The organism is Parapusillimonas granuli, from assembly GCF_013416525.1.
Lineage (GTDB): Bacteria > Pseudomonadota > Gammaproteobacteria > Burkholderiales > Burkholderiaceae_B > Parapusillimonas > Parapusillimonas granuli.
Genome location: NZ_JACCEM010000004.1, coordinates 209,173 through 231,329 on the forward strand (window position 1 = coordinate 209,173; position 22,157 = coordinate 231,329).

Sequence of the window (22,157 nt, forward strand, 5' to 3'; positions counted from 1 at the left end):
TGGGCGCCGCAAGGCCAGCATGGCAAGCGGCTCGCGGCAGCGTTACGGCTTGCGCACGGCGTTCCAGGCGTTGCCGTCGCTGTCGGTGCCGGCCATCCGGTCGGCGGTGACCTCTCCGGTGTATTGCCGCCCGTTGGCCGTGAAGGCGATGCGCGTACCTTGCAGGGCTGCATCGCTGATCGCATGGCGCGTTCCGTCGATCGTCAGGTGCCCGCCCAGTTTCTGGTAGGCCTGCTCGAGCGCGAGCATGGCCCCGCCGCCCAGCTGCCAGACGCCTTGCGCCTTGGCCGGGACGATCCATTTGTACGCCCGGCAATAGGACTTGCATTCGAGGGCGGCCTCGACGAAATCGTCGGGTTCCCAGTCGTCCATGTCGAAAGAATTGGAAATCACGCGCGTGCCGGGCTTCATATCGAGCAGCAAGGGGCGCAAGCGCAGGTTCAGGTCGGGCAGCAGGAACAGCGTGACGACGGTCGCGTCGGAGAAATCGAACTCGAAGATATCGCCCTGGGTGAACGTGGCGCGGTCGGCGACTCCGGCGTCCTGCGCGGCCCGGCGCGACAATTTCACCATGTCGGGATTGAATTCGACGCCGTGCGCGCGGGTGCCGCGCTGGGCGGCGGTGATCACCGTGCGGCCGTCGCCGGAACCGAGGTCGACCAGGTAGTCATCGGGGGTGATCTCCGCCATGCGCAGCATCTGGTCCACCAGGGACTCGGGAGTCGGGACCCAGACCACGTCCTTGCCGGCCTGGCCGACGGTGGGTTCATAAGCAGCCGTGTTCGGGCCGGGGCCGGCCGGCTTGCCCGCCGCCTGGGCGCCGCCCGGCGCCGGCGCAAGCACGAACATGAAAGCGGCCAGGATGAGCCCGAAAGCAAGGCGTCGGTTCGATGATGTCATGGCGGTGTCCTCATCAAAAAACTGCGTCATGGGTGGGGCCTGCTCAGCATACAACAGGCCCGGCCGCCGCGCCTTCGATCGCGGCCGACCAGTCGTCGATATGAACCATCAGTTCACGCGCCTGGCGCAGCATGGGATATTGATGCAGCACGCCCTTCCATTCCGCCGCCGTCAGCAGCCGGCCCCATAGCGGCGACAAGTCCCGTGGGTCGGCTTGCCCGCCGTCCGCCAGCGCGCCGGCGAATTCCAGGCTGGCCCGCGCGGACAGCAGCTGCATGCGGCCGGCCGCGCCGAGCAGCCGCGGCTCCGCCTCGGCGGGCGCATCGCAACAGTAAAGCACTGAACGCGCCAGGCTGTCCGCGTCGGTTTTCAGCGCGGCCAACGACGCGCCGAGCAGGCGCACCGTTCCCTGCCGCGTCTGAAACGGATAGACGGTGTCTTCGTCGGCGCAGGCGAGCAGGCGCAGGCCGCGCAGCAGCCGCGGCAGGTCGGTGGCGGCGGCGTCCACGGAGGCCTTGGCCTCGGCAAGCAGGCAGACGTCCCATTGCGCCTCGGCGGCATCCGCATGGGCGTCCATACCGGCATCGGGATCCGCAGCGGCATCGGTGCCGGCGTCCGCCCGCCGCAGCAGCACCACATCCCATTCGCTCTTGGCGCGCTCGGCGCGGCCCGGCATCGAGCCCGGCACGCGCATCGACGTCACGACGCGATACGGCGCCCGGCCGGCTCCCGCCCCGTTCAGCCGCCGCGCCAGCGCCTCGAACGCCTGGGCGGCAGCAGCCTCGACGGCGGCGCCGCGCCGCTGCGAGGCCGTGCCTTGCGCAATGGCCGTGGCGCTTCCCGAAGCAGGCCCATTTCGCCGCCACAGCCCCCGATATCGCCGCACGAGATCATCCGCCGCCAGGGCGTCCAGGCGCAGCAGGCGCGCCAACGCGGGATGCCCGGCCAGCTCCGCCACACCGCGCCGAAGCGCCGGCCCGCTCTCGGCTTCTGGCCCGATTACGGCTTCGGACCGGCCGAACAGATCTTGCGCCGCGTCGTGGAGTTCCGGCCACGCGGCGCAGGACGCCAATGCGTGCAGCCGCCCCAAGGCCTTGCGCAAGGTGTCCGACGCCATGCGCCGTTGTTTGGCAGGGTGCGCGATTCTATCGACGGCCGCCAGCACTTGGCGGCGATCCCGATCGGCATGCGCCGACAGCGACGCATATTCGCGCACCTGCACCGCCCGGTGCCGAAGAACCATGGCCTGGAAAGCGGGATCCCCGCATTCCTCCCGCAACGCCTGGCGTATCGTCCGGGCGAGGGCTTCGATGAAAAGACGCTCCAGCGCCGCGTCCGGCGCCTCGCCGCGCTCCATTTGCCGGCGGGCTTGCTCGATGGCGACCGCGATCGCCGTCGGCGGGTCGGCCTGGGGCGAGCACGCGGACGGATCGGCCAGCGGCGGCAGGCGATAACGGCGTTCGACGATGCGCAGCGACTCGTCGATCAGGAAGGGCGCCGGCGGCGGCATGGCGATGGCGTGTGCATGAACAGGGAGACCTCGAATCTTCGGCCGGCGGCAGGGCCGGCGCCGCGATCGCCGGCTGCGGCCGCAGCCGGCCGCAGTGTGGCTTACGACGATTTCAGCATATCGGGCTGGAACACGCAGACGCGGTTTCGCCCCGTCTGCTTGGCGAAGTACATGGCGACGTCGGCCTGATTGACGAGCTCGTCGTACTTCACGGCGTGGTCCGGAAAAATGCTGATGCCTATGCTCACTGTAACACTGAGCTCCTGGCCTTCCAGCTCCACGGGCTGACGACAGGCCTCGACCAGGCGCGAAGCCAGGATGTTGGCCTCCGCCTCGCCCCGGATGCCGTCCATGAGCACCACGAACTCGTCCCCGCCCTTGCGGCCCAGGGTGTCGCTCTTGCGCAGGACGTCGGCCAGGCGCCGCGTGACGGCAACCAACAGCTGATCGCCGACGGCGTGCCCCAGGCTGTCGTTCACCGCCTTGAAGCCGTCCAGATCCAGATACATGACCGCCAGCTTGTGTTCGCCGCGAAGCGCCCGGTTCATGGCCTGCTCGGCAAGCTGCCGTATGAAATTGCGGCTGGGCACCCCCGTGAGCGCGTCGTATTGCGCCAGGCGCGCCATCTCGTTCGCAAGGGAGCGCGCATGGCTGACGTCGTGGAAGACCATGACGGCCCCGGCCAGCCGCCCATGCTCGTCGAAAATGGGCGCGGCGGAACCTTCGATGGGGGTGCGCTGGCCGCTGCGGCTGACCAGCATGAAGGCGGCGTCCGATTCGACGACCGCGCGCTGGGCCAGCGTCGCGCGCACGAGGCCGCCGCCCTGCGCCGGACCGCGGGACGGATCCTCGGTCACCACGACGTCTTCGATGGGCAACCCCAGCGCCTTGTCCAGCGGCCACCCGGTCATCATGTCGGCCGCCCGGTTCTCATAGGTGATGCGGCCTTGCTCGTCGGTCGTGATGACGCCGTCGGCGATCGATTCCAGGGTGACGCGGAAACGCTCTTTTTCCTCGTAGAGCGCGTCTTCGGCCAGCTTGCGCGCCGTGACGTCATGCACCAGAACGAAAAAGCCGTCCACCTTGCCGTCATTGATGTCGGGCACATAGGTCGAGACGGTATGCCTGACGGCGCCCCCCATGTCGATGATGGGCTTCTGGAACACCTGGGTGCAGCCGCTCAGCGTTCTATCGATGTGAGGCTTGACCTGCAGGAACAACGACTGCCCGATCACGCTGGAGATGTGCTTGCCGAACGCCTCCTCGGGGCTCAGCCCGAACCATTGCTGATGCGCCCGATTGCAAAAACGGTTGATCAGCCGGTTGTCCCAGTACGCCACCATGGCGGGCAGGCTGTCCAGCACCGTGCGCATTTCGTGCTCGGCCCGATGCAGGCGCCTGATGGTCCTTCTGTGCGCCCTGAGTTCGCGTTCGTTCAGCATGGCCAGGCCGAAACAGGCCAGTATCAGGACGGCCGTGGTCGTGCCCAGCCAGATGGCGTCGCTGCGCCAGCCCGCCAGAATATCCGCGGTCGACTGCGCCGTATTGACGAGCAAAGGGAAGCTGTCCAAAGTCCGGAAAGTGTATAGGCGCTCGACCTTGTCGATGGCGGCCACGCCGGTGAAGGAGCCCTGCCGCTCGCGCACGGAGCGGTCGAAATTCGGCGTGCCGGCCAGCGAAGTGCCGGTGAACTCGCCGGTGTAGGGAAACCGGGTGACGATCGTGCCGTCCAGCAGGAAGAGGTTGATACCGCTATTGGGCCCAAGCTCGATGGCCGAAAACAGCTCGTGCAGGTGGCTGAGCCTGAGCGTCTGCACCACGACTCCGCCGAAGCCGCCGTCGGGCTTGGTCCAGCGGCGGCTCAGTGCAATGCTGGCTTGGTCGCCGCTGCCCGCATTGAACAATGCACTGACGAGCAAACCGCTATCCGGGTCCTTCTCATGAGCAAGAAAATAGTCGTTGTCCGAGAACGCCATGTCGCCCTGTGCAATTGGCCGGGACGACCACATAATGGTTCCGGTGTGGTCCAGCACCAATTGCAGCCCCTGGCCGTCATCGACCAAGCCCGTGAGCGCCGGGCCACCCGCCCCCTCACGTTCCCGCGGCGGGCGTTCCCGCGGCGGGCGCTCCGTCAGCGTGCCGTCGTGCAGCCGGTCGACGGTGTGCCGCAAGGCGATGTCCATGCCGCGCAGCTTGCCTTCCAGGACGCTGGCGACGACGAAAAGCAGGTTGGCGTTTTCCGAAAGGGCGCGGTTCCAGATGGCGGACCGCGATACGAGCAGCTGGTTGGTCGCCAGCGCCCCGACCGCCATGGCCACAAGGACCGAAAAGGCCAGTACACGGGACCTCGCCGGCCAAATCCCCTTCTTATTCATGTTGGGGATGAGCCGGCCTTTTTGTAGGGGGCCCCCCTTGGCAGCGGCTGCCATAAGGACCAGAACCCAGGGGATTGAATGGATGCGTGCCCACCGCTAATTTCTTGTTGTTTACTGCAATGGCATCATTTAACAAATAACTTTAAAATTTAGCAAAAAACAACTATTGATGCAAGTGTTTTTCTCTATTTCGTTGCCCTATTTCAGAATCTATAGGTATAAGTCAGCTGCAAGATGTCCAGTCCCATGTTCGGCTTCTTTATGTTGGCGTTGGAATAGTGGGCGTAACGCAGCCCTATGCGATGCCTGTCCTGCACCGTGAAGCCGGCGCCCAGGTAGGACCCGAACTGGAAGCGCGTGCCCAGCTCGCGCCCGGCGAATACCGTGCGGCTGGTGACGGTCGGCCCGACGCCGGCCTCTACATAGAACGCGTCGGCCGGCCACCAGCGCAAAATGGGTATGGCGCTGAGCTGCCACATGGAGTTCGGATCGTCGCGCCTGGCATCCCAGTACGCCACGCCCAACTCCACGCCCAGGTCGACGCGGCCCCAGTCGCCCGAGAACCGGTGGCTCCATAGCGCCGGCGTTTCGTAGGCCAGCATGGCTTTTCTATAGCCCGAATTGAACCCCAGTTGAATACCCAGCCCCGATCCCGACGATTGGATTTCAGTCTTTGCGGAGTTGCGGTCCTGCGGGCCCGCCACCGGCTGCGCCGCAACGCCGAAGGACGCGAGCGCGGCGATGGCTGCGGCAATGGAACACAAAAGCGTGGCGCCGGACGACCTGAGGGTATTGGTTTCGATGTTCAAATTCTTATTGATCATGATGATACGCGACCTTCATTGTCTGGTTTCAGAGGATTCTACCTTGTCGGCAGGCAAGCGCTGTGCCCGCCCGGACGATTGACGACGATTTCAAATAAAGCTAAAATGAGCGTCTTTGGTGAATCCTGATAGAAAAGAAAGCGTTTGAAACGCAGCGCCGCGCATGGCGTATTTGTTGCGTTTTCCGCTTAACGTTTCAAACAAGGGGAAGCAAGCGCTTTCCCTTTTTCATGTAGGGTTCACCTCATGTCTCTTTAGCGGCGCGATGGCAGAGTGGTTATGCAGCGGATTGCAAATCCGTGTACCCCGGTTCGATTCCGAGTCGCGCCTCCAGCATTCTTGCGGGTTTCGAGATATTCTTAAATAATCGATGCTTCGCAAACAAAAATTCAGCCCGTCACCATGCGGGCTTTTTGGTCTTGTGATGCCTAGGCATTGATGCGCCCGGGCGGCGGACGCACTCTCCGCAAGAAACGCGCCGGCTCCGCCACAGCAATGGCCATGATAATATGGGCCGCCACCCGCACAGCCAGCATGCCGGAGCGCCCCATGAAAAACGAATGGATTGCCGTTGACCAATACATTACCGACCGGCTCCTGCCGCCCGATCCGGTGCTGGACGGCGTTCTGCGCGCCAACGCCGCGGCCGGGCTGCCCGCCATCGACGTGGCGCCCAACCAGGGCAAACTGCTGCACATCTTCGCCCGCATGGTGAACGCGCGCCGCGTGCTCGAAATCGGGACACTGGGCGGCTACAGCACGATATGGCTTGCGCGCGCCCTGCCCGCCGGCGGTGTCGTCGTCACGCTGGAATCCGAACCCCGGCATGCCGAGGTGGCGCGGTCGAACCTGAAAACGGCCGGGTTGCTCGATGCGGTCGACCTGCGTGTCGGCCCCGCGCTCGAGACCCTGCCCCAGCTGCCCGCCGACCAGCCTTTCGACCTGATCTTCATCGACGCCGACAAGCCGAACAATCCGTTCTACCTGGAATGGGCGCTGAAGCTTTCGCGGCCGGGAACGGTGATCATCGGCGACAACGTCGTGCGCGGCGGGGCAGTCGTCGATTCGGCGAGCGCGGATCCCAGCATCCAGGGCGTGCGGCGGTTCTACGACCTGATATCCAACGAACCGCGCCTGACCGCCACCGCGGTTCAGACGGTGGGCTCCAAAGGCTGGGACGGCTTTTCCATCGCCATCGTGAACGCCGCGTAGAACTCGCGCCGCGGCACCGGTCGCGGGGGGCCAGGCAGCGCCGGCGCCCGGACCGTGGCGCCGCCCTTCCGTCCGGCTGATTCCAATACCCAAGCTCCGCCACGGGCGAGCCATGGCCCCTCCATGGCCTCTTATGACGTAGGGCTATGTCGGTCAAGCGATTAAGTAGTTCGCTGCCGCGCATGGCGTCTCTACAATTTTCGTTCACAAGAGGAGCCTCCATGCCTGGGAATTTCATCGATGCGCTCATGCCGTCCTTCGGCGCCACCCTTGCCACGGTGCTCGTGGCGGGCGCGGGCGGCATCATGACGGGCATACCGCTTGGGATGGCGCTGCACATGGCGCGATGGCGCCCCGCGCGTGCGGGGCGCGGCGCGATCGGCGGCTGGTTGGCGCGGCTCGCCGTTCACGGCATCCGGTCGACGCCGTCCATCGTGGTGCTGGTCGTGGCCATGACGCTCGTCCATCATCTGCCCATCGATCCCGGCGGCCTGGCCGCGACGGCGCTCCCGCTGGTGTTGCTCTCCGCCCTGTTCATGGCTCGGAAGACCGACGCCGCCCTGGACGAAGTCGACCAGGACCTGGTCGAGGCCGCCCGCGGCATGGGCGCCGACGACTGGCAGATCGCCCTTGGCGTCCTGCTGCCCGAAAGCCGCCCCGAGCTCATTTCGGCGATGGGCCCGGCCCTTGCGGCCCTGGTGGGCTATTCGGCGCTGGCCGGCGCCATCGGAGGCAGCGGGCTGGGCGGCCTGGGCATGCGCTACGGCTATCACGAGTTCCTTCCTGAAGCCATGCTGGCGATCGCCGCCATATTGCTGGCGCTGGCCGAGTCGGCGCTGACGGCCGCATTTTTTCTTTCCCGCCGCTTCGACAGACGCCGAGGTCCAGACCTATACTAGCCGTATCTAGACTCGACGCACAAACCATGGACGAGAAAGTCATCGCCGCCATGGCGCGTTGGCCCGGTGTTCCCGCCGTTTTCGGCTGGCTGTCGCTGAACGAACGCGGCCAATGGCGGTTGCATCCGGCGGGCGACGCACTGGCCGACGAGGCCACGGCGGACCCTTGCGCCAGGCAGGGCACCTCCATCACCAGCCCCCAGATCCTGCGGTTCATGAACCGCAATTACGCTTGCGACGACGCGGGCCGATGGTACTTCCAGAATGGGCCGCAGAAAGTGTACGTGCGCCTGGACGCCGCGCCCTACGTCCTGAGCACCGGCAACCCTTGCCATGGCGGACCGAGCCTGCATACCCACACCGGCCTGCAAGTGGGGAGGGTCGCGTCATGGTGGGCGACGGACACCGGGCGCCTGTACGCGCAGACCGACCTCGGCCCGGGGCTGGTGGCAGGCCGCGACCTGGACGCCGTATTCGATGCGCTGCGCAGCTCCGACGGCAGGAGCCTGCTGGACATCCTGGACGGCCTGAGCCCCGAGGCGGCCCCCGTCATGCTGGAAGGCCCCGCTTCGGACGCCTGCCCCTTGCACCTGTGCAGCGAGGCCGACATACCGTCCCGGCTCGGGTTCGTGCGCTTCCCTCGGGCGGACTGATAGAATCGCTGCACGGGCCGCGCCCGTTCCCCGCCCTTTTCGGTAGAATCTGTTCATGATATCGCAAGCTCCCGCCTTCTACTTCCCCGCCCCGCGCACGCAGAAATTCTGCAGCCAGTGCGGCACGCCCATCACGCAGCGCATTCCGCCCGACGACAACCGCGTCCGCGACGTCTGCGACAACTGCGGGGCCGTGCACTACCAGAATCCGCGCAATGTAGTGGGCGTATTGCCGGTCTGGGGCGACAAGATCCTGCTGTGCCGGCGCGCCATCGAGCCGCGCTACAACAAATGGACCTTGCCGGCGGGCTTCATGGAACTGGGCGAAACGTCCGCCCAGGGCGCGATGCGCGAAACCCAGGAAGAAGCCGGCGCCCAGATCGAACTGGGTCCGCTCTATACCGTCATCGACGTCCCGCACGCCGAGCAAGTCCACCTGTTCTACCTGGCGAAGGTGATCAGCGAGGAGCTCTTCCCGGGGCCCGAAAGCCTGGAGGCCGGGTTTTTCGCCATAGACGAAATCCCTTGGGGGGAACTGGCGTTTCGCACCGTCATCACCACCCTGGAGCATTATGTCGAAGACCGCAAGCGCGGCGTGTTTCCGGTCCATCATTACGACATCCCCGTTCCCTATCCCAAACAATAAGGACGCATCGTGGGTAGCCTGACCTGGCTGGACGACACCACGCCGTTTCCGCATCCCGACAACGCCATGCCGGAGGGCCTGCTGGCCGCCGGCGCCACGCTCAGCGTAGAGCGCCTCACACAAGCGTACCGGCAGGGCATCTTCCCCTGGTTCAATCCCGGCGACCCGGTGCTCTGGTGGAGCCCCGACCCCCGCATGGTGCTCGCCTGCGCGGACCTCAAGGTTTCGCATTCCCTCGCAAAAAAGCTGCGCCAGGCGGCCCGCCTGGAAACCACGGGCGCGGCGCGCCTGCGCATCACCACCGACACGGCTTTTTCCTCGGTCATCCAGGCCTGCGCCGAACCGCGCGCGGACCAGCACGGCACATGGATTTCCCCGTCCATCCAGCGCGTCTACCTGGACTGGCACCTGGCGGGCTGCGCCCACAGCATAGAAACATGGGTGGACGGGCGGCTGGCGGGCGGGCTGTACGGCGTGTGCCTGGGCCGCTTCTTCTTCGGCGAATCCATGTTCAGCAAGGTGCCCGACGCCAGCAAGCTCGCCCTCGTCTATCTGGTGCGGTATCTCCAGGCGCAAGGCGTCAGCCATATCGATTGCCAGCAACAGACCAGGCACCTGGCCAGCATGGGCGCCCGGCCGATCAGCCGCGGCGCCTTCATGGCCCTGCTCGAAGAACGGCTCGACCTGCCACCGCCCGACTGGCGGCCCGGCCAGCTGCTGGCGGACGGCACGCTTGCGCCCCTGGAAGAAAACGCACCATAATGGACGGCGTGACAACGCCCAAGCCTGATCGAGCCCGCCATGAGCCATTTGTCTGAACCTGGCTTCAAGACCTTGCAGTTCTACGCCACGTCGGTTTACCCCTGCAGCTATCTTCCCCAGCGCGAAGCGCGCTCGCAAGTCGCGGCGCCCACCCACCTGATCGACAGCACTGTCTATTCGCAGTTGGTCGAAAAAGGCTTCCGGCGCAGCGGCTTGTTCACCTACCGCCCCTATTGCGACGAATGCGCGGCCTGCCTGCCCATACGCGTCGACGTGGGCCGCTTCCAGCCCACCCGCACGCAGCGCCGTGCCTGGAAGCGGCATGGCGGGCTCATCGCCCGGCAAATGCCCCTGCACTGGGTGCCCGAGCACTTCGAACTGTACCGGCGCTACCAGGCGGGCCGCCACCCGGGCGCCGGCATGGACGAAGACAGCCAAAGCCAGTACACGCAGTTCCTCTTGACCAGCCGGGTCAGGTCCTGCCTGGTGGAGTTCAGGCTGCCCGACGGCACGCTGCAGATGGTGTCGATCATAGACACCCTGGACACTGGGCTGTCGTCGGTGTACACCTTCTTCGACCCGGAGGCGCAAGGCAGCCTCGGGGTGTACGGCATTCTCTGGCAAGTGGAACGGTGCCGCGCGCTGGGGCTGCCGTGGCTCTACCTGGGCTACTGGATCCAGGAAAGCCGTAAAATGGCGTACAAATCCCAATACACGCCATTCCAGATCCTGCGCAACGGCGTCTGGGCCGAACCCGCCCCCGGCGACGTTCCCGCGCCGCCCGCCTTTTAACATTGACGGAACCCGATTCTCCGCCAAGACATGTCTCTGCTATTCAATACCTATCCCCTGGCCCGCGCGGCGCTTTTTTCCATGGATGCCGAAGCGGCCCACGAATTGACGCTGGCGTCCCTGCAAAAGGCCTACGACTGCCGCCTCACGCGGGGGCTCATCGCCTCCGAGCCCCGCAAACCCTGCACGCTGCTCGGACTGCCCTGCCGCAATCCGGTCGGCCTGGCCGCGGGGCTGGACAAGAACGGCGCGCACATCGACGCCCTGGGCAATCTTGGATTCGGCTTCGTGGAAGTGGGCACCGTCACGCCCAAGCCCCAGCCGGGCAATCCCAAGCCGCGCATGTTCCGGCTGCCGCGCGCGCAAGCGCTGATCAACCGCCTGGGCTTCAACAACCAGGGCCTGGACGCCTTCATCGCCAACGTCCGCAAAAGCCAGTGGCGCAGCCAGGGCGGCATCCTGGGGCTGAACATAGGCAAGAACGCGGCGACGCCCATAGAACAGGCGGTGGACGATTACCTGATCGGGCTGGAAGGCGTGTATCCGCATGCCGATTACATCACCGTGAACATTTCCTCGCCCAACACGCAGAACCTGCGCACGCTGCAGGGCGAAAACGAGCTCGCCGCCCTGCTTGCGCCGCTGGCTGAAAAGCGCAAGGCCCTGGCCGACCGGGACGGCAGGCTGGTGCCCATCGTGGTGAAGATCGCGCCGGACCTCGACACCCAGCAAATCGACATCATCGCCGAACAGCTGCCGCGCCACGGCATAGACGGGGTCATCGCCACCAACACCACGCTGTCACGGGACGCCGTTCAAGGCCTGCCCCACGCCGATGAAGCCGGCGGCCTTTCGGGCCCGCCCGTGCATGAATTGTCGTTGGCCGTCATTTCGCGGCTCAGGCATCGGTTGGGCGGGGACTACCCCATCATCGGCGTCGGCGGGGTGGCCTCGGGCAAGCAGGCCCGCGAGAAAATCGCCGCCGGGGCGAATGCCGTACAAATCTATACCGGGCTGATCTACCGCGGCCCGGCCCTGATCGAGGAATGCGTGCGCGCCCTGAGCTGAGCTCAGCGGCACCGGCACCGGCGGCGCCGGACGCCGAGCGCCGGACGGCACAAGGCCCCGGAAGCGCATGGCTTGCCGGGGCCTTGGTTTTTACCGCCGGCGGGGAGCTAGCCCCACCGAGCCCGGTTCACTTCAGGCATTGGCGCGGCGAGCGCGCGGAGCGGCCTTGCTGGCGGCTTCGGCGGCGTCCGACGCGGCCTTGAAACCCGCGGTGGTCGCTGCATTGATGTTGGACTCGGCCGCATCGGCAACCTGGCGCGCAGCCTTGACGGCGCCTTCGTAGGCATTGTTGGCGGTGGCCAGGGACGACTTCATCAGGGCCACGGCGCCTTCCGAACCGGTGGGCGCGTTCTTGGCCAGCTGGTCGATCGCGTCGTTGACCTGCTGTTGGCCCAGGACGATTTGCTGTTCGGCCAGCTTGGACAGATCGGCCTGCACCGCCGAAACGATGTCATAGACGTGCTTGCCGTAGGCCAGCGCCTTTTCGGCATTGGGCTGCACCAGGCCGGACGTGAAGGCCATGGCTTCCTGGGCGTCTTTCATTTCGACCGCTTGCTGCGATTTTTCGGCCACTTCGTCCAGCGTTGCCTTGATGACTTTGAGGTTCAGGTCGGCCAGTCGTTCGAAGCCGCCGAACACTGCACCTTGGACAGCCAGAAAGTTATCCAGAGCCGCCTTTTGGGCGTTGAGAATGTGTTGAGGGATTGCGCTCATAGTGTTTCCTTTATAAGACGAGGCCATGGTGGCGGCCCCTGAGTGCCCGACAAAGCCGGGCCTTGGTTAATAAAGAAGGCTAAGCAAATCACCTAACATGTGAAAACCTTCCTTGCTGCATTGCACAAAACGTATTTTACTAGGCCGTGCGAACAAGTCAAGCATTTTTTGTTGCAATGCAACAAACAGCTTGCCGGAACATCGGGAAAAAGCCCCTTTCCGGCATGAGGCTTTATATAAGGGCTAAACCTAGGCGACAGCGCGCCGGCTTTGCCCTAGGATGCAAAAGGATTTGTATCCAGCTTAGACCATTATTTACTTTGCCATAAGCAAAGGGAGACCGAATGAAATACACCTCGAAACTCGCCGCTGCCATCACCCTTGGCGCACTTTCCTACACCGGCGCCGCGCTGGCCGCCGCATACCCCGACCACGCCATCAACATGGTGGTGCCTTTCTCGGCCGGCGGCCCAACCGACAACGTCGCGCGGTCCCTCGCCGAAGCCATGCGCCCCACGCTGGGCCAGACGGTGGTCGTCGAAAACAAGGGCGGTGCGGGCGGCACCATCGGTACGTCTCAGGTTGCCCGGGCCAAGCCCGACGGCTACAGCATCCTGCTGATGCATATCGGTTTTTCGACGGCGGCCTCGCTGTACAAGGATCCCGGCTACAACGCCTTCACCAGCTTCGAGCCCATCGGCCTGGTGGTCGACGTGCCCATGACCATCATCGCGCGCAGCGACTTCCCGCCCAACAACATCCAGGAACTGGTCGAATACCTGAAGAAGAACAAGGACAAGGTGTCCCTGGCCAATGCCGGCATCGGCGCCGCCAGCCATCTCTGCGGCACCATGTTCTCGAATGCGATCGGGGTGGATCTGCTCACCGTTCCCTACAAGGGCACCGGCCCCGCCATGAACGATCTGCTGGGCAAGCAGGTCGATGTCATGTGCGACCAAACCACCAATACGACCCAGCACATCAAGGCGGGCACGGTCAAGGCCTACGCGGTGACCAGCAAGGCGCGCGTTCCCACGCTGCCCGACCTTCCCACGATGCAGGAAGCGGGCTTCAAGGACTTCGAGGTCGGTATCTGGCACGGCATGTGGGCGCCCAAGGGCACGCCCAAGCCCGTCACCGAAAAGCTGAACGCCGCCCTGCGGGCCGGCCTGAACGACCCCGAGTTCCAGAAGCGCATGGCGGGCCTGGGCGCCACGGTCCTGACGGCCGACGCCACGCCTGAAGCGCTGCAGAAGAAGGTCGAACAGCAAGTGCCGCAGTGGGGCGAGCTGTTCAAGAAATCGGGTATCCAGCCCCAGTAACCCGGCAAGCAGGTATCGGCGGCCCCATGCGGCATGGGGCCGTCCACACGCCCCTAGGCATCAAGCATCCGCCCCTGCCGCCCTCTCATACCCCAGCGCCTCGGAAATCTGCCGGGCCGTATTCAGCAGCACCGGAATCCATTCATCGCGCATGCGCTCGGAAGGCGCGGAAATCGACAAGCCCGCCTGCAGCTTGCCGGTGTCATCGTACACGCCCGCGGCAATGCAGCGCACCCCCAGCTCGAGCTCTTCGTTGTCGCGCGAATACCCATGGCGGCGCACCAGCGCCAGATCGCGTTCGAGCTGATCCAGCTGCGTGATGCTGTTGCGCGTCGTGCCGGCCAGCCCCGTCCGCATGGCATAGGCCCGGACCTGGCGCGGATCGCTCACCGACAGGAACAGCTTGCCCGTGGACGTAAGATGCAGCGGCGCCCGGCCGCCGATGGCGCGCACCACCTGCATGCCGGACCTCTCGCTCCAGGCCCGCTCGATGTAGACGATTTCATCGCCCTGCTGCAGCGAAAGATTGATGGTCTGGCCCGTGATCTTGTGCAGCTCGCGCATCGGATCCAGCGCCACCTCCCGCACATTCAGCCTTCTCTTGACCAAAGACCCGAGCTCTAGCAACCGCATGCCCAACTGATACAGGCCGCTGTCGACACGCTCGACATAGCGCCCGACGACCAGGTCGTTCAGGATACGGTGAGTGGTGGAGGTATGCAGGCCGGTCGCCGCCGCCAGTTCTTTCAGCGGCACGGGATCCGGCTGTTTGGCCAGGACGTCGAGCAAGGACATGGCCCGCTCGAGGACCTGTATGGAAACGGGCGAGTCGTTGATGGCAGAAGACCCACCCAGCGAAGCAGGTGGCAGCGTAGTGGAACGTGACATAGTCTTATTTTGACGCAACGCAACAATTCCATAATATGAAAAAATGTGCCGGCCTGGCAAGCATTATTTTTGCGGCGGGTTCAGCTCCCCTCCCATCCTGATGGCTTCGCCGCGCAGGAACTCGAGCGCCAGCGCCGCCGCTTCCGGTTCGCCCTTCACGCCCAGATCGATGTGCGGATGGCCGGTTTCGCCCATGCTGGGCAGGCTGAAGGCCTTGATGCCGGGCCAGCGCCGTTCGAGCTCTTCCAGCGCGGGGGTGATGCGCGATTCGGGCAGCTTGAACACCAGGAAGGAATGCTCGACGCGCCGCTGTTTGTGGTGCAGTTGGCTGTAGCGCGCATCCAGCGTCCATTCCATCATGGGCCAGGCCATGACCGGAAAACCCGGCATGAAAGTGTGGTCCTGGATGAAGAACCCGGGAATCTTGTTGTAGGGATTGGGGACGATTTCGGCGCCCACGGGAAATACGCCCATTTGCAGGCGCTGCTGGTTCTCGGGCAGCGACATGTCGCCGCTGCCCTGGCCCCGGCGTTCATTGTCGGCGCAGCGCTCGGCGATCAGCCTGGCCGCTTCGGGATGCAGGGCGAGCTCGACGCCCAGGGCCTCGGCGGCCGCCTGGCGGGTCTGGTCGTCCGGCGTGGCGCCGATGCCGCCGCAGCAGAACACGATGTCGCCCGTCCGGAAGCTGCGGCGCAGGGTGTCGGCGATGACGGCGCGCTCGTCGGAGATGAATTCCGCGCCCCCCAGCTGCAGCCCGCGCTGGCTGAGGAGTTCGACCAGCTTGGCGAAATGCTTGTCCTGGCGGCGGCCGGAAAGGATTTCGTCTCCGATGATGATCAGGCGGATTTTGGGTGGGGTCGTGCTCATGTGAGGCTGGTTTCCTTTTTTTGTTTCAGACGTCTACGACTTTCTGCGCGCGCAGCTGCGTCAGGGCTTCGAGCATGAAGTGCGCGAAGACCAGGGCGGAAAACACCGGAAGAAACAGCCATGCGGGCGGAAACAGATTGACCAGCGAAAGTATGGCGCCGATCAGCCACAGCTGGCGATTGTGCCGCTTCCAGAGCAGACGGCGCTCTTGCGGGCTGCCGTGTTCCACGATGGCGTCGACCCTGAGCATGCGTGTAAAGGCGAAGGCCCACCAGAACAGCGGCAGCACCACCGGCATGGGCGGGATGAGCCAGAGAGGCATGGTCGCCAGCCACCCGAGCACGAACAGCAGGCCGACCCAGACGGCGTTCCAGGCGCCGACGGCGGTCACGTATTGCCCTTGGCGCGAGAGCCCCTGGTATTGGTGTTTTTCAAGGTGCCGCAGCACGATGGGCATGACGAACACGGCCGCGATGACCAGGCCCAGAATGCCCGCCAGGGGCAGGAGTATGCCGACGGCGAGCAAGGGAATGAGGTAGAGCTTCAGGGAAAACAGGCCGATGGCCAGCAGCCATTGGTCGACCTGGTTGATGAAATCCCATTCGGCGGCCTGGGCGTTGAGCCACGTGGTGAGCGGGTCCCAGAAACCCCAAAGCAATATAATTGCCCCCAGCAAGGCAATGACGAAGGGCAGGAACATGGCCGCCAGCATCTTCGGGTGGAACTGCGAAACCAGCGCCCGCCTGAATGCCAGGCCGACCGCCGCCAGGCCAGTCGCGCGCCGGTCTCCGGTTTTGACTGCAAGGGTGTATTCGCTCATGCGTAGCCTTTAGATCACGACATGACTATCATAGTCAAACTAGGTGCTTTTTGTCTCTATGCCGGTATACGATCCACAACACGACACCCCCGCTTTGCAGGCCCGGCTGGCGCGCCGCGAAGGGCTGGTCATCGCTTGCTATTGCGCGGCCTGGTGCGACACCTGCCGGCAATACCGGCCCGATTTCGACGGCCTCGCACAGAAATGGCCGCAGCATGCTTTCGTGTGGGTGGACATCGAAGAATGCCCTGAGCTGCTCGACGACGAAGACGTCGAGAACTTCCCGACCATACTCGTGCAAAGCCAGGAAGGGAACCTGTTCTTCGGAACCATGCTGCCGTACATCGGCCACCTGGAAAAGCTGGTGGCCAGCCTGCAGGACGCCGCGGAGGTCATCGAAGGCGGCCCCGGCCAGCTGGGGACGCTACTGCCGGCCGCCGCCCAGTAGCACGCCCACCGACTTCTTGCTGGCGGACGCCGGCGCCTCGGGCTTGCTTGCGGGCGCGGCGGCAGCCGGCGCAGGCACATAAGGCTTGTAGAAGAATTCGTCCACGGGCTTTTGCGCCGTGGCGCCGGGCGCATAGGCGCGCCTTTCCCGGACGGCAGGCGGCCGCCGCGCCGAAGCCGGCACGGCCAGCTGGCCGCGGGGGATCTTGGCCTTGATCAGTTTTTCGATGTCGAGCAGGTAGCGCTCTTCGTCGGGCGTGTAGAAGGCGATGGCCTCGCCGCTCTTGCCGGCGCGGCCCGTGCGGCCGATGCGGTGGACATAGTCTTCGGCATTGTGCGGCAGATCGTAGTTGATGACGCAGGGCACGCCGGCGACGTCCAGCCCGCGGGCCGCCACATCGGTCGCCACCAGGACCTCGAGCTCGCCGGCCTTGAAGGCGTCGAGCGCCTTCATGCGGTCGAGCTGGCTCTTGTCGCCGTGTATCGATTCGGCCTTGACGCCGTCGCGCACGAGTTCGCGCGCCAGCCTGCCCGTGCCGATCTTGGTATTGGAAAAAACGATGACCTGGTTGAGCCCCTTGGACTTGACCAGGTGGACGACGGCCGCGCGCTTTTCGCCGCTGGACAGCGGATAGGCGATCTGGCTGACGGTGTCGGCCGTGGCGTTGCGCGCCGCCACTTCGATCTCGACGGGATTCCTGAGGAAATTGCGCCCCAGCTTGCGGATCTCGTTGCTGAAGGTGGCGGAAAACAGCAGGCTCTGCCGATTGACCGGCAGCAGGCGCATGATGCGGTCGAGGTCGGGCAGAAAGCCCATGTCCAGCATGCGGTCGGCTTCGTCCAGCACCAATATGCCCACCTGGCCGAGATTGACGTTCTTCTGTTCGACGTGGTCCAGTAGCCGCCCGGGCGTTGCGACCAGCAGTTCGCAGCCGCGGCGCAGGGCGTCGCGCTGCGGATTGATGTCGACGCCGCCGAACACGACGGCGGCCCGCAGCGGAGTGGCCGCGCTGTATGTGGCGACGTTCTCGTACACCTGGTCGGCGAGTTCCCGCGTGGGGGTCAGGATCAGGGCCCGCACGGGATGCCGCGCCGGCGACGCGCTGGTATTGGCGAACTGCATCAGCCGGTGCAAGATGGGCAGCGTGAACGCGGCCGTCTTGCCGGTGCCGGTCTGCGCGGCGCCCATGACGTCCCGGCCCTCCATGGCGATGGGTATGGCCTGGGCCTGGATGGGCGTGGGATGGGTGTATCCCGTTGCGGCTATCGCCTGAAGTATGCTTGGATGCAGGCCGAAATCGGAAAAGGTCGCAGCAGGGGTACTGGTGGGTGTGGTGATAGTGTCTGTCATTGAAAGTGGTTTATGCCTGGCGCAGGAAAACCCCGCGCCTAGCTTGTGGGACCGCTGTATTTTACCGCACGCGCTCCCGGCTGCCCGGCAAGCGGCGCTGCCCATGCATAACAAAGCCAATAAAAACAGGCATTTGTCGTTAAAAGCCTACGTTTCGTTACGCCGCGCCTCAGGAAACGAATAAAGCCCTCAGTATCCAGTACGCGACCATGCCGCCCACGATGACCAGCAAGGTGCTCTTCGTGCGCCAGTACAGCCCGACCGCCACCAGCGCCGCCGCCAGCTTGAGCAGGGACGCCCCGCCGTCCGGGTCGCCCAGCGGGATGAGGTCCGGGACGATGATGCCGACCAGCGCCGCCGTGGGCGCATAGCGCAGGGCGCGGCGCACGGAATCGCTGAGCGGCAGATAGTCGCCGAACACATAGTAGCCCGAGCGCGTGATGATGCTGCACACCGTCAGGGCCGCGATCACGCCGATGATGTAAAGATCGTATTCGAGATTTCCGGTCATTTCCGCTTCCTGGATTTGCCGCGATGCTGAAGCCGCTCGGCCAGCACGCCCGCCGCGATGCCGCCGATGACCGCCGCCAGCAGGCCCAGCCTCAGAGGCAGGGCCTGGCCGACCAGCGCGATGGTTCCAGCCGTCAGCAGGCACATGGCCATGGGCCGTGTCTTGACCAGGGGAATGACGACCGCCATCAGGGCGAGTATGGCAGCGAACTCCAGCGACCAGCTGGCCGGCACGAAGCCCCCCAGGTATATGCCGACCATCGAGAAGATGTTCCAGGACAGCCAGCCCGGTATGATCATGCCCAGCAGGTACCAGAGCTGTTCCGTGGTGGCCGGGCCTTTGCGGTCCCCATGGCGGGCCATGAAGAACACGAAAGCGATGTCGGTGCTGAGAAAGCCCAGCACCAGCCGCTTGAACCAGTGCATGTGCCTGAAAAAGGGCTGCAGCGCCGCCGCGAAAATGATGAAGCGCAGGTTCACCACCATGCCGGCGGCGAAGATCAGCCAGATCGGCGCCGAGGACACGATGAGCGGCAGCGACGTCAGCTGCGCCGACCCCGCGTACACCAGCAGCGTCATCCATGCCGCCATGGTTTCGGTCAGTCCCGACTTGACCATCGCGATGCCCGTGACGAAGCCCCACGTGCTGGTCGCGACCAGCGCCGTGAAGACGTCGCGAAAGCCGGCCATGAAGCTTTGCCGCTTATGGGCCTCCGGCCACCATGATGCAAATCCCGATTCCGCCACCGCCGTCCGACCTCGAGCCAAAAGCCGCTATTGTAAGGCCGGCTCGCTTGGTACAATCAAATCACTTTTTTCGGGAGAGCACCATGTCCATGTCTGATCGCGATGGCTTTATCTGGTATGACGGCGAACTCGTGCCGTGGCGCGATGCGACCACCCACGTCCTGACCCATTCCCTGCACTACGGCCTGGCCGTCTTCGAAGGGGTGCGCGCCTACCATACCGACATCGGCACCGCGATCTTCCGCCTGCAGGACCACACCCGCCGGCTGTTCAATTCGGCGCACATCTACCAAATGGGCATCCCCTACGACCAGGACACCATCAATGAGGCCCAGCGCGAAGTCGTTCGGCGCAACGGCCTGGAATCCTGCTACATCAGGCCCCTGGTGTTCTACGGCTCTGAAAAAATGGGCATATCGCCCAAGGGCGCGCAAGTGCACGTGGCCATCGCCGCCTGGTCCTGGGGCGCGTACCTGGGCGAAGAAGCGCTGCAGCAAGGCATACGGGTCAAGGTCTCGTCCTATGCGCGCCAGCATGTCAACGTGACCATGCCGCGCGCCAAAGTCGCCAGCACCTACGCCAACTCCATCATCGCCAACGCCGAGGCCCTCGACCACGGCTACGACGAAGCCATCCTGCTCGACACCGAAGGCTTCGTGGCCGAAGGCTCGGGCGAAAACATCTTCATCGTCAAGGACGGCGTGCTGTGCGAACCCGAAATCGCCTCGGCGCTCACCGGCATCACGCGGTCCACCATCCACGCGCTGGCGGCCGACCTGGGCATTCCCATGGTCACCAAGCGCCTCACCCGCGACGATCTCTACATCGCCGACGAAGCCTTCTTCACCGGAACCGCCGCCGAAGTCACGCCCATACGCGAGGTCGATCGCCGCGTCATCGGCAAGGGCAGCCGCGGCCCCGTCACGGAAAAGCTGCAGCAAGCCTTTTTCGATCTCGTGCACGGCAAGAACGCCAAATACCACCATTGGCTCAGCAAGGTCTGAGCCCGCAGTCATCGCTACAACCCATACGCATTTAGGATCCCCATGAGCAGCCCCGCCCCCGTCACGCCCAAGGACGAAACCATTTATGTCGAAGCCAAGGACCTGCCCGTCTACTGCCCGGGGCCCCATGCCCCGCTCTGGAGCATGCACCCTCGGGTCTACATCGAAGTGGTGAAAACCGGCAGGGCGCTCTGCCCATACTGCAGCGCCGCCTATCAACTGAAGGAAGGCGAAAAAGTCCACGGACACCATTGACGCCCTCCGCTCATTCACCATTCACCCCGCCACACCCAGGCAACGGACCATGTTCACCACGCCCGAAGAAGCCGAGCACGCCTTTTACGAAGCCATGCGCAAAGCAGACCTTGGCATGATGATGCGCGTCTGGGCGGACGACGACGTGGTCTGCGTGCACCCGGGCGGCCTGCGCACCGTGGGCCACGACGCCTTGCAAAGCACCTGGCAGCAGATATTCGCCAGCGGCCCCATCGAAGTCACGCCGCTGAAGCCGCTGGTCATCGCCGGCGTCATGAGCTCCGTTCACGTGCTGGTCGAACAGATCATCGTCGACACGCCGCAAGGCAGGCAATCGTCCCTGTGCTATACCACCAACGTCTTTCACAAGGGCCCGTCGGGCTGGAAAATGATCCTGCACCATGCGTCCCAGGCGCCGCAGGAAGCAGGCCTGTTCGGCCTGCAGGATCGCCCCGATACTTTGCATTGAAGGCGGTCCGTGTCAGCAAAGATCGATACCTCGCCCTGTCCGACGCCGCCCTGGCTGCCCGGGAGCCATCTACAGACGCTCTACGGCACCCTCGCCGCGCGCTACCACCGCATCGCCTTCGTGCGCGAGCGCGTGGACACGCCCGACGGCGACTTCCTTGATTTCGACTGGACCGGCCCCGGCCTGTTCGCCGATCGGCTGGCCGGCGGCGAACTGACCAAGCCCGATCCCACGCTGGCGCACACGGCCGCGCACCGCTGGATGCGCGATGACGACTGGACCACGGTCCCCGCCGGCGCGGACATCCCGGCGCTGATCCTGTTCCATGGGCTCGAAGGCAGCAGCCGCAGCCATTATGCCCAGTCGATCGCCCAGCATTTCCGCGCGCGCGGCTGGATGGTCGCCATCGCCCACTTCCGCAGCTGCTCCGGTTTTCCGAATCGCATGGCTCGTGCGTATTTCTCGGGCGATTCGGAAGACGTCGATTTCATGCTGAAAACGGTGCGCGGGCGCCTGCCCCATGCCCGGTGGCACGCGGTCGGCGTATCGCTCGGGGGCAATGCGCTGCTGAAGCATGTGGGGGAACAGGCCGAAGGCCTGGGCTGGCTGAATGCCTGTGCGGCGGTGTCCGTTCCGATGGATCTGGTGGCTTGCGGGGTGTGCCTGTCCGAGACCTGGGCGGGCCGGCATATCTATTCGCGCTATTTCCTGCGCTCCATGAAGGTCAAGATCCAGGAGAAGGCGAAGCGCTTTCCTGGAAACATCGATGTCTTCAGGCTCAATCAGGCGAAGTCGCTGCGCGAGTTCGATGATTTGTACACGGCGCCCATGCATGGCTACAAGAATGCGCTGGATTACTGGACGCGTGCGTCGAGCAAGCGTTTGCTGCGCAGCGTCGCCGTCCCGACGCTGGTGTTGAATGCGCGCAATGATCCGTTCGTTCCGGCTCCTTCGCTGCCGGGCTCGGTGGATTGTTCGGGCAGCATCCTGCTTCATCAGCCGGCCGAGGGCGGCCATGCCAGTTTCGTCACGGGGCGCTTTCCCGCGGACCTGGGCTGGCTGCCGATCAGGCTGGCGCGCTTCTTTGAGACGGGGGCTTGATCGTCGCTCGCCACGCCCCAT

General features: G+C 64.8%; 24 protein-coding genes and 1 tRNA gene. 14 read left to right on the top strand and 11 right to left on the bottom strand.

What is annotated here, in order from left to right; translation table 11 throughout:
• Positions 1–42 precede the first annotated feature (42 nt).
• The 4 genes from H0A72_RS08615 to H0A72_RS08630 form a co-directional block, all read right to left on the bottom strand.
• Positions 43–900 carry a class I SAM-dependent methyltransferase gene (locus tag H0A72_RS08615; protein ID WP_246436902.1) on the bottom strand — a complete coding sequence of 286 codons (858 nt, stop codon included), beginning with the start codon at positions 898–900 and terminating at the stop codon, positions 43–45.
• 43 nt (positions 901–943) lie between these two features.
• On the bottom strand, positions 944–2,410 hold the full coding sequence (locus tag H0A72_RS08620) for a 3-deoxy-D-arabino-heptulosonate 7-phosphate synthase (protein ID WP_180154667.1): 1,467 nt from the start codon (positions 2,408–2,410) through the stop codon (positions 944–946).
• Between the two features lie 101 nt (positions 2,411–2,511).
• On the bottom strand, positions 2,512–4,722 hold the full coding sequence (locus tag H0A72_RS08625; protein ID WP_180154668.1) for a sensor domain-containing diguanylate cyclase: 2,211 nt from the start codon (positions 4,720–4,722) through the stop codon (positions 2,512–2,514).
• Positions 4,723–4,988: 266 nt separating this feature from the next.
• Positions 4,989–5,609 carry an acyloxyacyl hydrolase gene (locus H0A72_RS08630; RefSeq protein WP_180154669.1) on the bottom strand — a complete coding sequence of 207 codons (621 nt, stop codon included), beginning with the start codon at positions 5,607–5,609 and terminating at the stop codon, positions 4,989–4,991.
• 259 nt (positions 5,610–5,868) lie between these two features.
• On the opposite strand from H0A72_RS08630, the gene H0A72_RS08635 reads away from it, so the two are divergent.
• From H0A72_RS08635 to H0A72_RS08670, 8 genes are all read left to right on the top strand, one after another.
• Positions 5,869–5,942: transfer RNA gene (locus H0A72_RS08635), tRNA-Cys, on the top strand.
• Between the two features lie 216 nt (positions 5,943–6,158).
• Entirely contained in the window at positions 6,159–6,821 is a 663-nt protein-coding gene (locus H0A72_RS08640) for an O-methyltransferase (protein ID WP_180154670.1), read from the top strand.
• A 221-nt stretch (positions 6,822–7,042) separates the two neighbouring features.
• Positions 7,043–7,720: an ABC transporter permease subunit gene (locus tag H0A72_RS08645; RefSeq protein WP_180154671.1), complete on the top strand. Its 678-nt coding sequence runs from the start codon at positions 7,043–7,045 to the stop codon at positions 7,718–7,720.
• Positions 7,721–7,746: 26 nt separating this feature from the next.
• Positions 7,747–8,373: a DUF2946 family protein gene (locus H0A72_RS08650; protein ID WP_180154672.1), complete on the top strand. Its 627-nt coding sequence runs from the start codon at positions 7,747–7,749 to the stop codon at positions 8,371–8,373.
• 55 nt (positions 8,374–8,428) lie between these two features.
• Positions 8,429–9,019, top strand: a complete 591-nt coding sequence (locus tag H0A72_RS08655; RefSeq protein ID WP_180154673.1) for an NUDIX hydrolase — start codon at positions 8,429–8,431, stop codon at positions 9,017–9,019.
• A 66-nt stretch (positions 9,020–9,085) separates the two neighbouring features.
• Positions 9,086–9,781, top strand: coding sequence for a leucyl/phenylalanyl-tRNA--protein transferase (aat, locus tag H0A72_RS08660; protein ID WP_218953252.1), 696 nt, complete (start codon positions 9,086–9,088; stop codon positions 9,779–9,781).
• 39 nt (positions 9,782–9,820) lie between these two features.
• Positions 9,821–10,573 carry an arginyltransferase gene (locus tag H0A72_RS08665; RefSeq protein ID WP_180154675.1) on the top strand — a complete coding sequence of 251 codons (753 nt, stop codon included), beginning with the start codon at positions 9,821–9,823 and terminating at the stop codon, positions 10,571–10,573.
• A 30-nt stretch (positions 10,574–10,603) separates the two neighbouring features.
• Positions 10,604–11,641 (top strand): quinone-dependent dihydroorotate dehydrogenase, encoded by a 1,038-nt coding sequence (locus tag H0A72_RS08670; RefSeq protein WP_180154676.1) that lies wholly within the window; start codon positions 10,604–10,606, stop codon positions 11,639–11,641.
• A 132-nt stretch (positions 11,642–11,773) separates the two neighbouring features.
• Here H0A72_RS08670 and phaP read toward each other — a convergent pair whose 3' ends face one another.
• Positions 11,774–12,355, bottom strand: a complete 582-nt coding sequence (phaP, locus tag H0A72_RS08675; protein ID WP_180154677.1) for a TIGR01841 family phasin — start codon at positions 12,353–12,355, stop codon at positions 11,774–11,776.
• Between the two features lie 344 nt (positions 12,356–12,699).
• Between phaP and H0A72_RS08680 the strand changes: the two genes are divergently transcribed.
• Positions 12,700–13,677: a tripartite tricarboxylate transporter substrate binding protein BugD gene (locus H0A72_RS08680; RefSeq protein ID WP_180154678.1), complete on the top strand. Its 978-nt coding sequence runs from the start codon at positions 12,700–12,702 to the stop codon at positions 13,675–13,677.
• Positions 13,678–13,737: 60 nt separating this feature from the next.
• On the opposite strand, the gene H0A72_RS08685 is transcribed toward H0A72_RS08680, so the two are convergent.
• The 3 genes from H0A72_RS08685 to H0A72_RS08695 all read right to left on the bottom strand — a co-directional run bounded on the left by H0A72_RS08685 (position 13,738) and on the right by H0A72_RS08695 (position 16,252).
• Positions 13,738–14,565, bottom strand: coding sequence for an IclR family transcriptional regulator (locus H0A72_RS08685; protein WP_180154679.1), 828 nt, complete (start codon positions 14,563–14,565; stop codon positions 13,738–13,740).
• A 63-nt stretch (positions 14,566–14,628) separates the two neighbouring features.
• Positions 14,629–15,432, bottom strand: coding sequence for a competence/damage-inducible protein A (locus H0A72_RS08690; RefSeq protein ID WP_180154680.1), 804 nt, complete (start codon positions 15,430–15,432; stop codon positions 14,629–14,631).
• Between the two features lie 25 nt (positions 15,433–15,457).
• A complete protein-coding gene (locus H0A72_RS08695; protein ID WP_180154681.1) occupies positions 15,458–16,252 on the bottom strand; it encodes an EI24 domain-containing protein in 795 nt (264 codons plus the stop codon).
• Between the two features lie 58 nt (positions 16,253–16,310).
• Here H0A72_RS08695 and H0A72_RS08700 point away from each other — a divergent pair, with 58 nt between their 5' ends.
• Positions 16,311–16,700, top strand: a complete 390-nt coding sequence (locus H0A72_RS08700) for a thioredoxin family protein (protein WP_180154682.1) — start codon at positions 16,311–16,313, stop codon at positions 16,698–16,700.
• Here H0A72_RS08700 and H0A72_RS08705 read toward each other — a convergent pair.
• From H0A72_RS08705 to H0A72_RS08715, 3 genes are all read right to left on the bottom strand, one after another.
• Positions 16,677–18,050 (bottom strand): DEAD/DEAH box helicase, encoded by a 1,374-nt coding sequence (locus H0A72_RS08705; protein ID WP_180154683.1) that lies wholly within the window; start codon positions 18,048–18,050, stop codon positions 16,677–16,679. The two genes, H0A72_RS08700 and H0A72_RS08705, sit on opposite strands and share 24 nt — an antisense overlap.
• 169 nt (positions 18,051–18,219) lie before the next feature.
• Entirely contained in the window at positions 18,220–18,561 is a 342-nt protein-coding gene (locus H0A72_RS08710; RefSeq protein WP_180154684.1) for an AzlD domain-containing protein, read from the bottom strand.
• Positions 18,558–19,250 (bottom strand): AzlC family ABC transporter permease, encoded by a 693-nt coding sequence (locus tag H0A72_RS08715; RefSeq protein ID WP_180154685.1) that lies wholly within the window; start codon positions 19,248–19,250, stop codon positions 18,558–18,560. The genes H0A72_RS08710 and H0A72_RS08715 overlap by 4 nt, the downstream gene beginning before the upstream one ends.
• Positions 19,251–19,390: 140 nt before the next feature.
• On the opposite strand from H0A72_RS08715, the gene H0A72_RS08720 reads away from it, so the two are divergent.
• From H0A72_RS08720 to H0A72_RS08735, 4 genes are read left to right on the top strand one after another with little or no spacing between them, the layout of a single operon-like run.
• On the top strand, positions 19,391–20,311 hold the full coding sequence (locus H0A72_RS08720) for a branched-chain amino acid transaminase (protein ID WP_180154686.1): 921 nt from the start codon (positions 19,391–19,393) through the stop codon (positions 20,309–20,311).
• A gap of 42 nt (positions 20,312–20,353) precedes the next feature.
• Positions 20,354–20,566 carry a zinc-finger domain-containing protein gene (locus H0A72_RS08725; protein WP_180154687.1) on the top strand — a complete coding sequence of 71 codons (213 nt, stop codon included), beginning with the start codon at positions 20,354–20,356 and terminating at the stop codon, positions 20,564–20,566.
• Positions 20,567–20,615: 49 nt separating this feature from the next.
• Positions 20,616–21,035, top strand: coding sequence for a YybH family protein (locus tag H0A72_RS08730; protein WP_180154688.1), 420 nt, complete (start codon positions 20,616–20,618; stop codon positions 21,033–21,035).
• A 9-nt stretch (positions 21,036–21,044) separates the two neighbouring features.
• On the top strand, positions 21,045–22,136 hold the full coding sequence (locus tag H0A72_RS08735; RefSeq protein ID WP_180154689.1) for an alpha/beta fold hydrolase family protein: 1,092 nt from the start codon (positions 21,045–21,047) through the stop codon (positions 22,134–22,136).
• Positions 22,137–22,157 lie beyond the last annotated feature (21 nt).

Bases quoted from the DNA above. Each gene is read 5' to 3' on its own strand.
- H0A72_RS08665 (WP_180154675.1), top strand. From the start codon at position 9,821: ATGAGCCATTTGTCTGAACCTGGCTTCAAGACCTTGCAGTTCTACGCC.
- aat (WP_218953252.1), top strand. From the start codon at position 9,086: ATGCCGGAGGGCCTGCTGGCCGCCGGCGCCACGCTCAGCGTAGAGCGC.
- H0A72_RS08640 (WP_180154670.1), top strand. From the start codon at position 6,159: ATGAAAAACGAATGGATTGCCGTTGACCAATACATTACCGACCGGCTC.
- H0A72_RS08705 (WP_180154683.1), bottom strand. From the start codon at position 18,050: ATGACAGACACTATCACCACACCCACCAGTACCCCTGCTGCGACCTTT.
- H0A72_RS08625 (WP_180154668.1), bottom strand. From the start codon at position 4,722: ATGGCGGTCGGGGCGCTGGCGACCAACCAGCTGCTCGTATCGCGGTCC.
- phaP (WP_180154677.1), bottom strand. From the start codon at position 12,355: ATGAGCGCAATCCCTCAACACATTCTCAACGCCCAAAAGGCGGCTCTG.
- H0A72_RS08620 (WP_180154667.1), bottom strand. From the start codon at position 2,410: ATGCCGCCGCCGGCGCCCTTCCTGATCGACGAGTCGCTGCGCATCGTC.
- H0A72_RS08670 (WP_180154676.1), top strand. From the start codon at position 10,604: ATGTCTCTGCTATTCAATACCTATCCCCTGGCCCGCGCGGCGCTTTTT.
- H0A72_RS08685 (WP_180154679.1), bottom strand. From the start codon at position 14,565: ATGTCACGTTCCACTACGCTGCCACCTGCTTCGCTGGGTGGGTCTTCT.
- H0A72_RS08630 (WP_180154669.1), bottom strand. From the start codon at position 5,609: ATGATCAATAAGAATTTGAACATCGAAACCAATACCCTCAGGTCGTCC.
- H0A72_RS08695 (WP_180154681.1), bottom strand. From the start codon at position 16,252: ATGAGCGAATACACCCTTGCAGTCAAAACCGGAGACCGGCGCGCGACT.
- H0A72_RS08700 (WP_180154682.1), top strand. From the start codon at position 16,311: ATGCCGGTATACGATCCACAACACGACACCCCCGCTTTGCAGGCCCGG.
- H0A72_RS08655 (WP_180154673.1), top strand. From the start codon at position 8,429: ATGATATCGCAAGCTCCCGCCTTCTACTTCCCCGCCCCGCGCACGCAG.
- H0A72_RS08650 (WP_180154672.1), top strand. From the start codon at position 7,747: ATGGACGAGAAAGTCATCGCCGCCATGGCGCGTTGGCCCGGTGTTCCC.
- H0A72_RS08715 (WP_180154685.1), bottom strand. From the start codon at position 19,250: ATGGCCGGCTTTCGCGACGTCTTCACGGCGCTGGTCGCGACCAGCACG.
- H0A72_RS08725 (WP_180154687.1), top strand. From the start codon at position 20,354: ATGAGCAGCCCCGCCCCCGTCACGCCCAAGGACGAAACCATTTATGTC.
- H0A72_RS08720 (WP_180154686.1), top strand. From the start codon at position 19,391: ATGTCCATGTCTGATCGCGATGGCTTTATCTGGTATGACGGCGAACTC.
- H0A72_RS08645 (WP_180154671.1), top strand. From the start codon at position 7,043: ATGCCTGGGAATTTCATCGATGCGCTCATGCCGTCCTTCGGCGCCACC.
- H0A72_RS08690 (WP_180154680.1), bottom strand. From the start codon at position 15,432: ATGAGCACGACCCCACCCAAAATCCGCCTGATCATCATCGGAGACGAA.
- H0A72_RS08615 (WP_246436902.1), bottom strand. From the start codon at position 900: ATGACATCATCGAACCGACGCCTTGCTTTCGGGCTCATCCTGGCCGCT.
- H0A72_RS08730 (WP_180154688.1), top strand. From the start codon at position 20,616: ATGTTCACCACGCCCGAAGAAGCCGAGCACGCCTTTTACGAAGCCATG.
- H0A72_RS08710 (WP_180154684.1), bottom strand. From the start codon at position 18,561: ATGACCGGAAATCTCGAATACGATCTTTACATCATCGGCGTGATCGCG.
- H0A72_RS08680 (WP_180154678.1), top strand. From the start codon at position 12,700: ATGAAATACACCTCGAAACTCGCCGCTGCCATCACCCTTGGCGCACTT.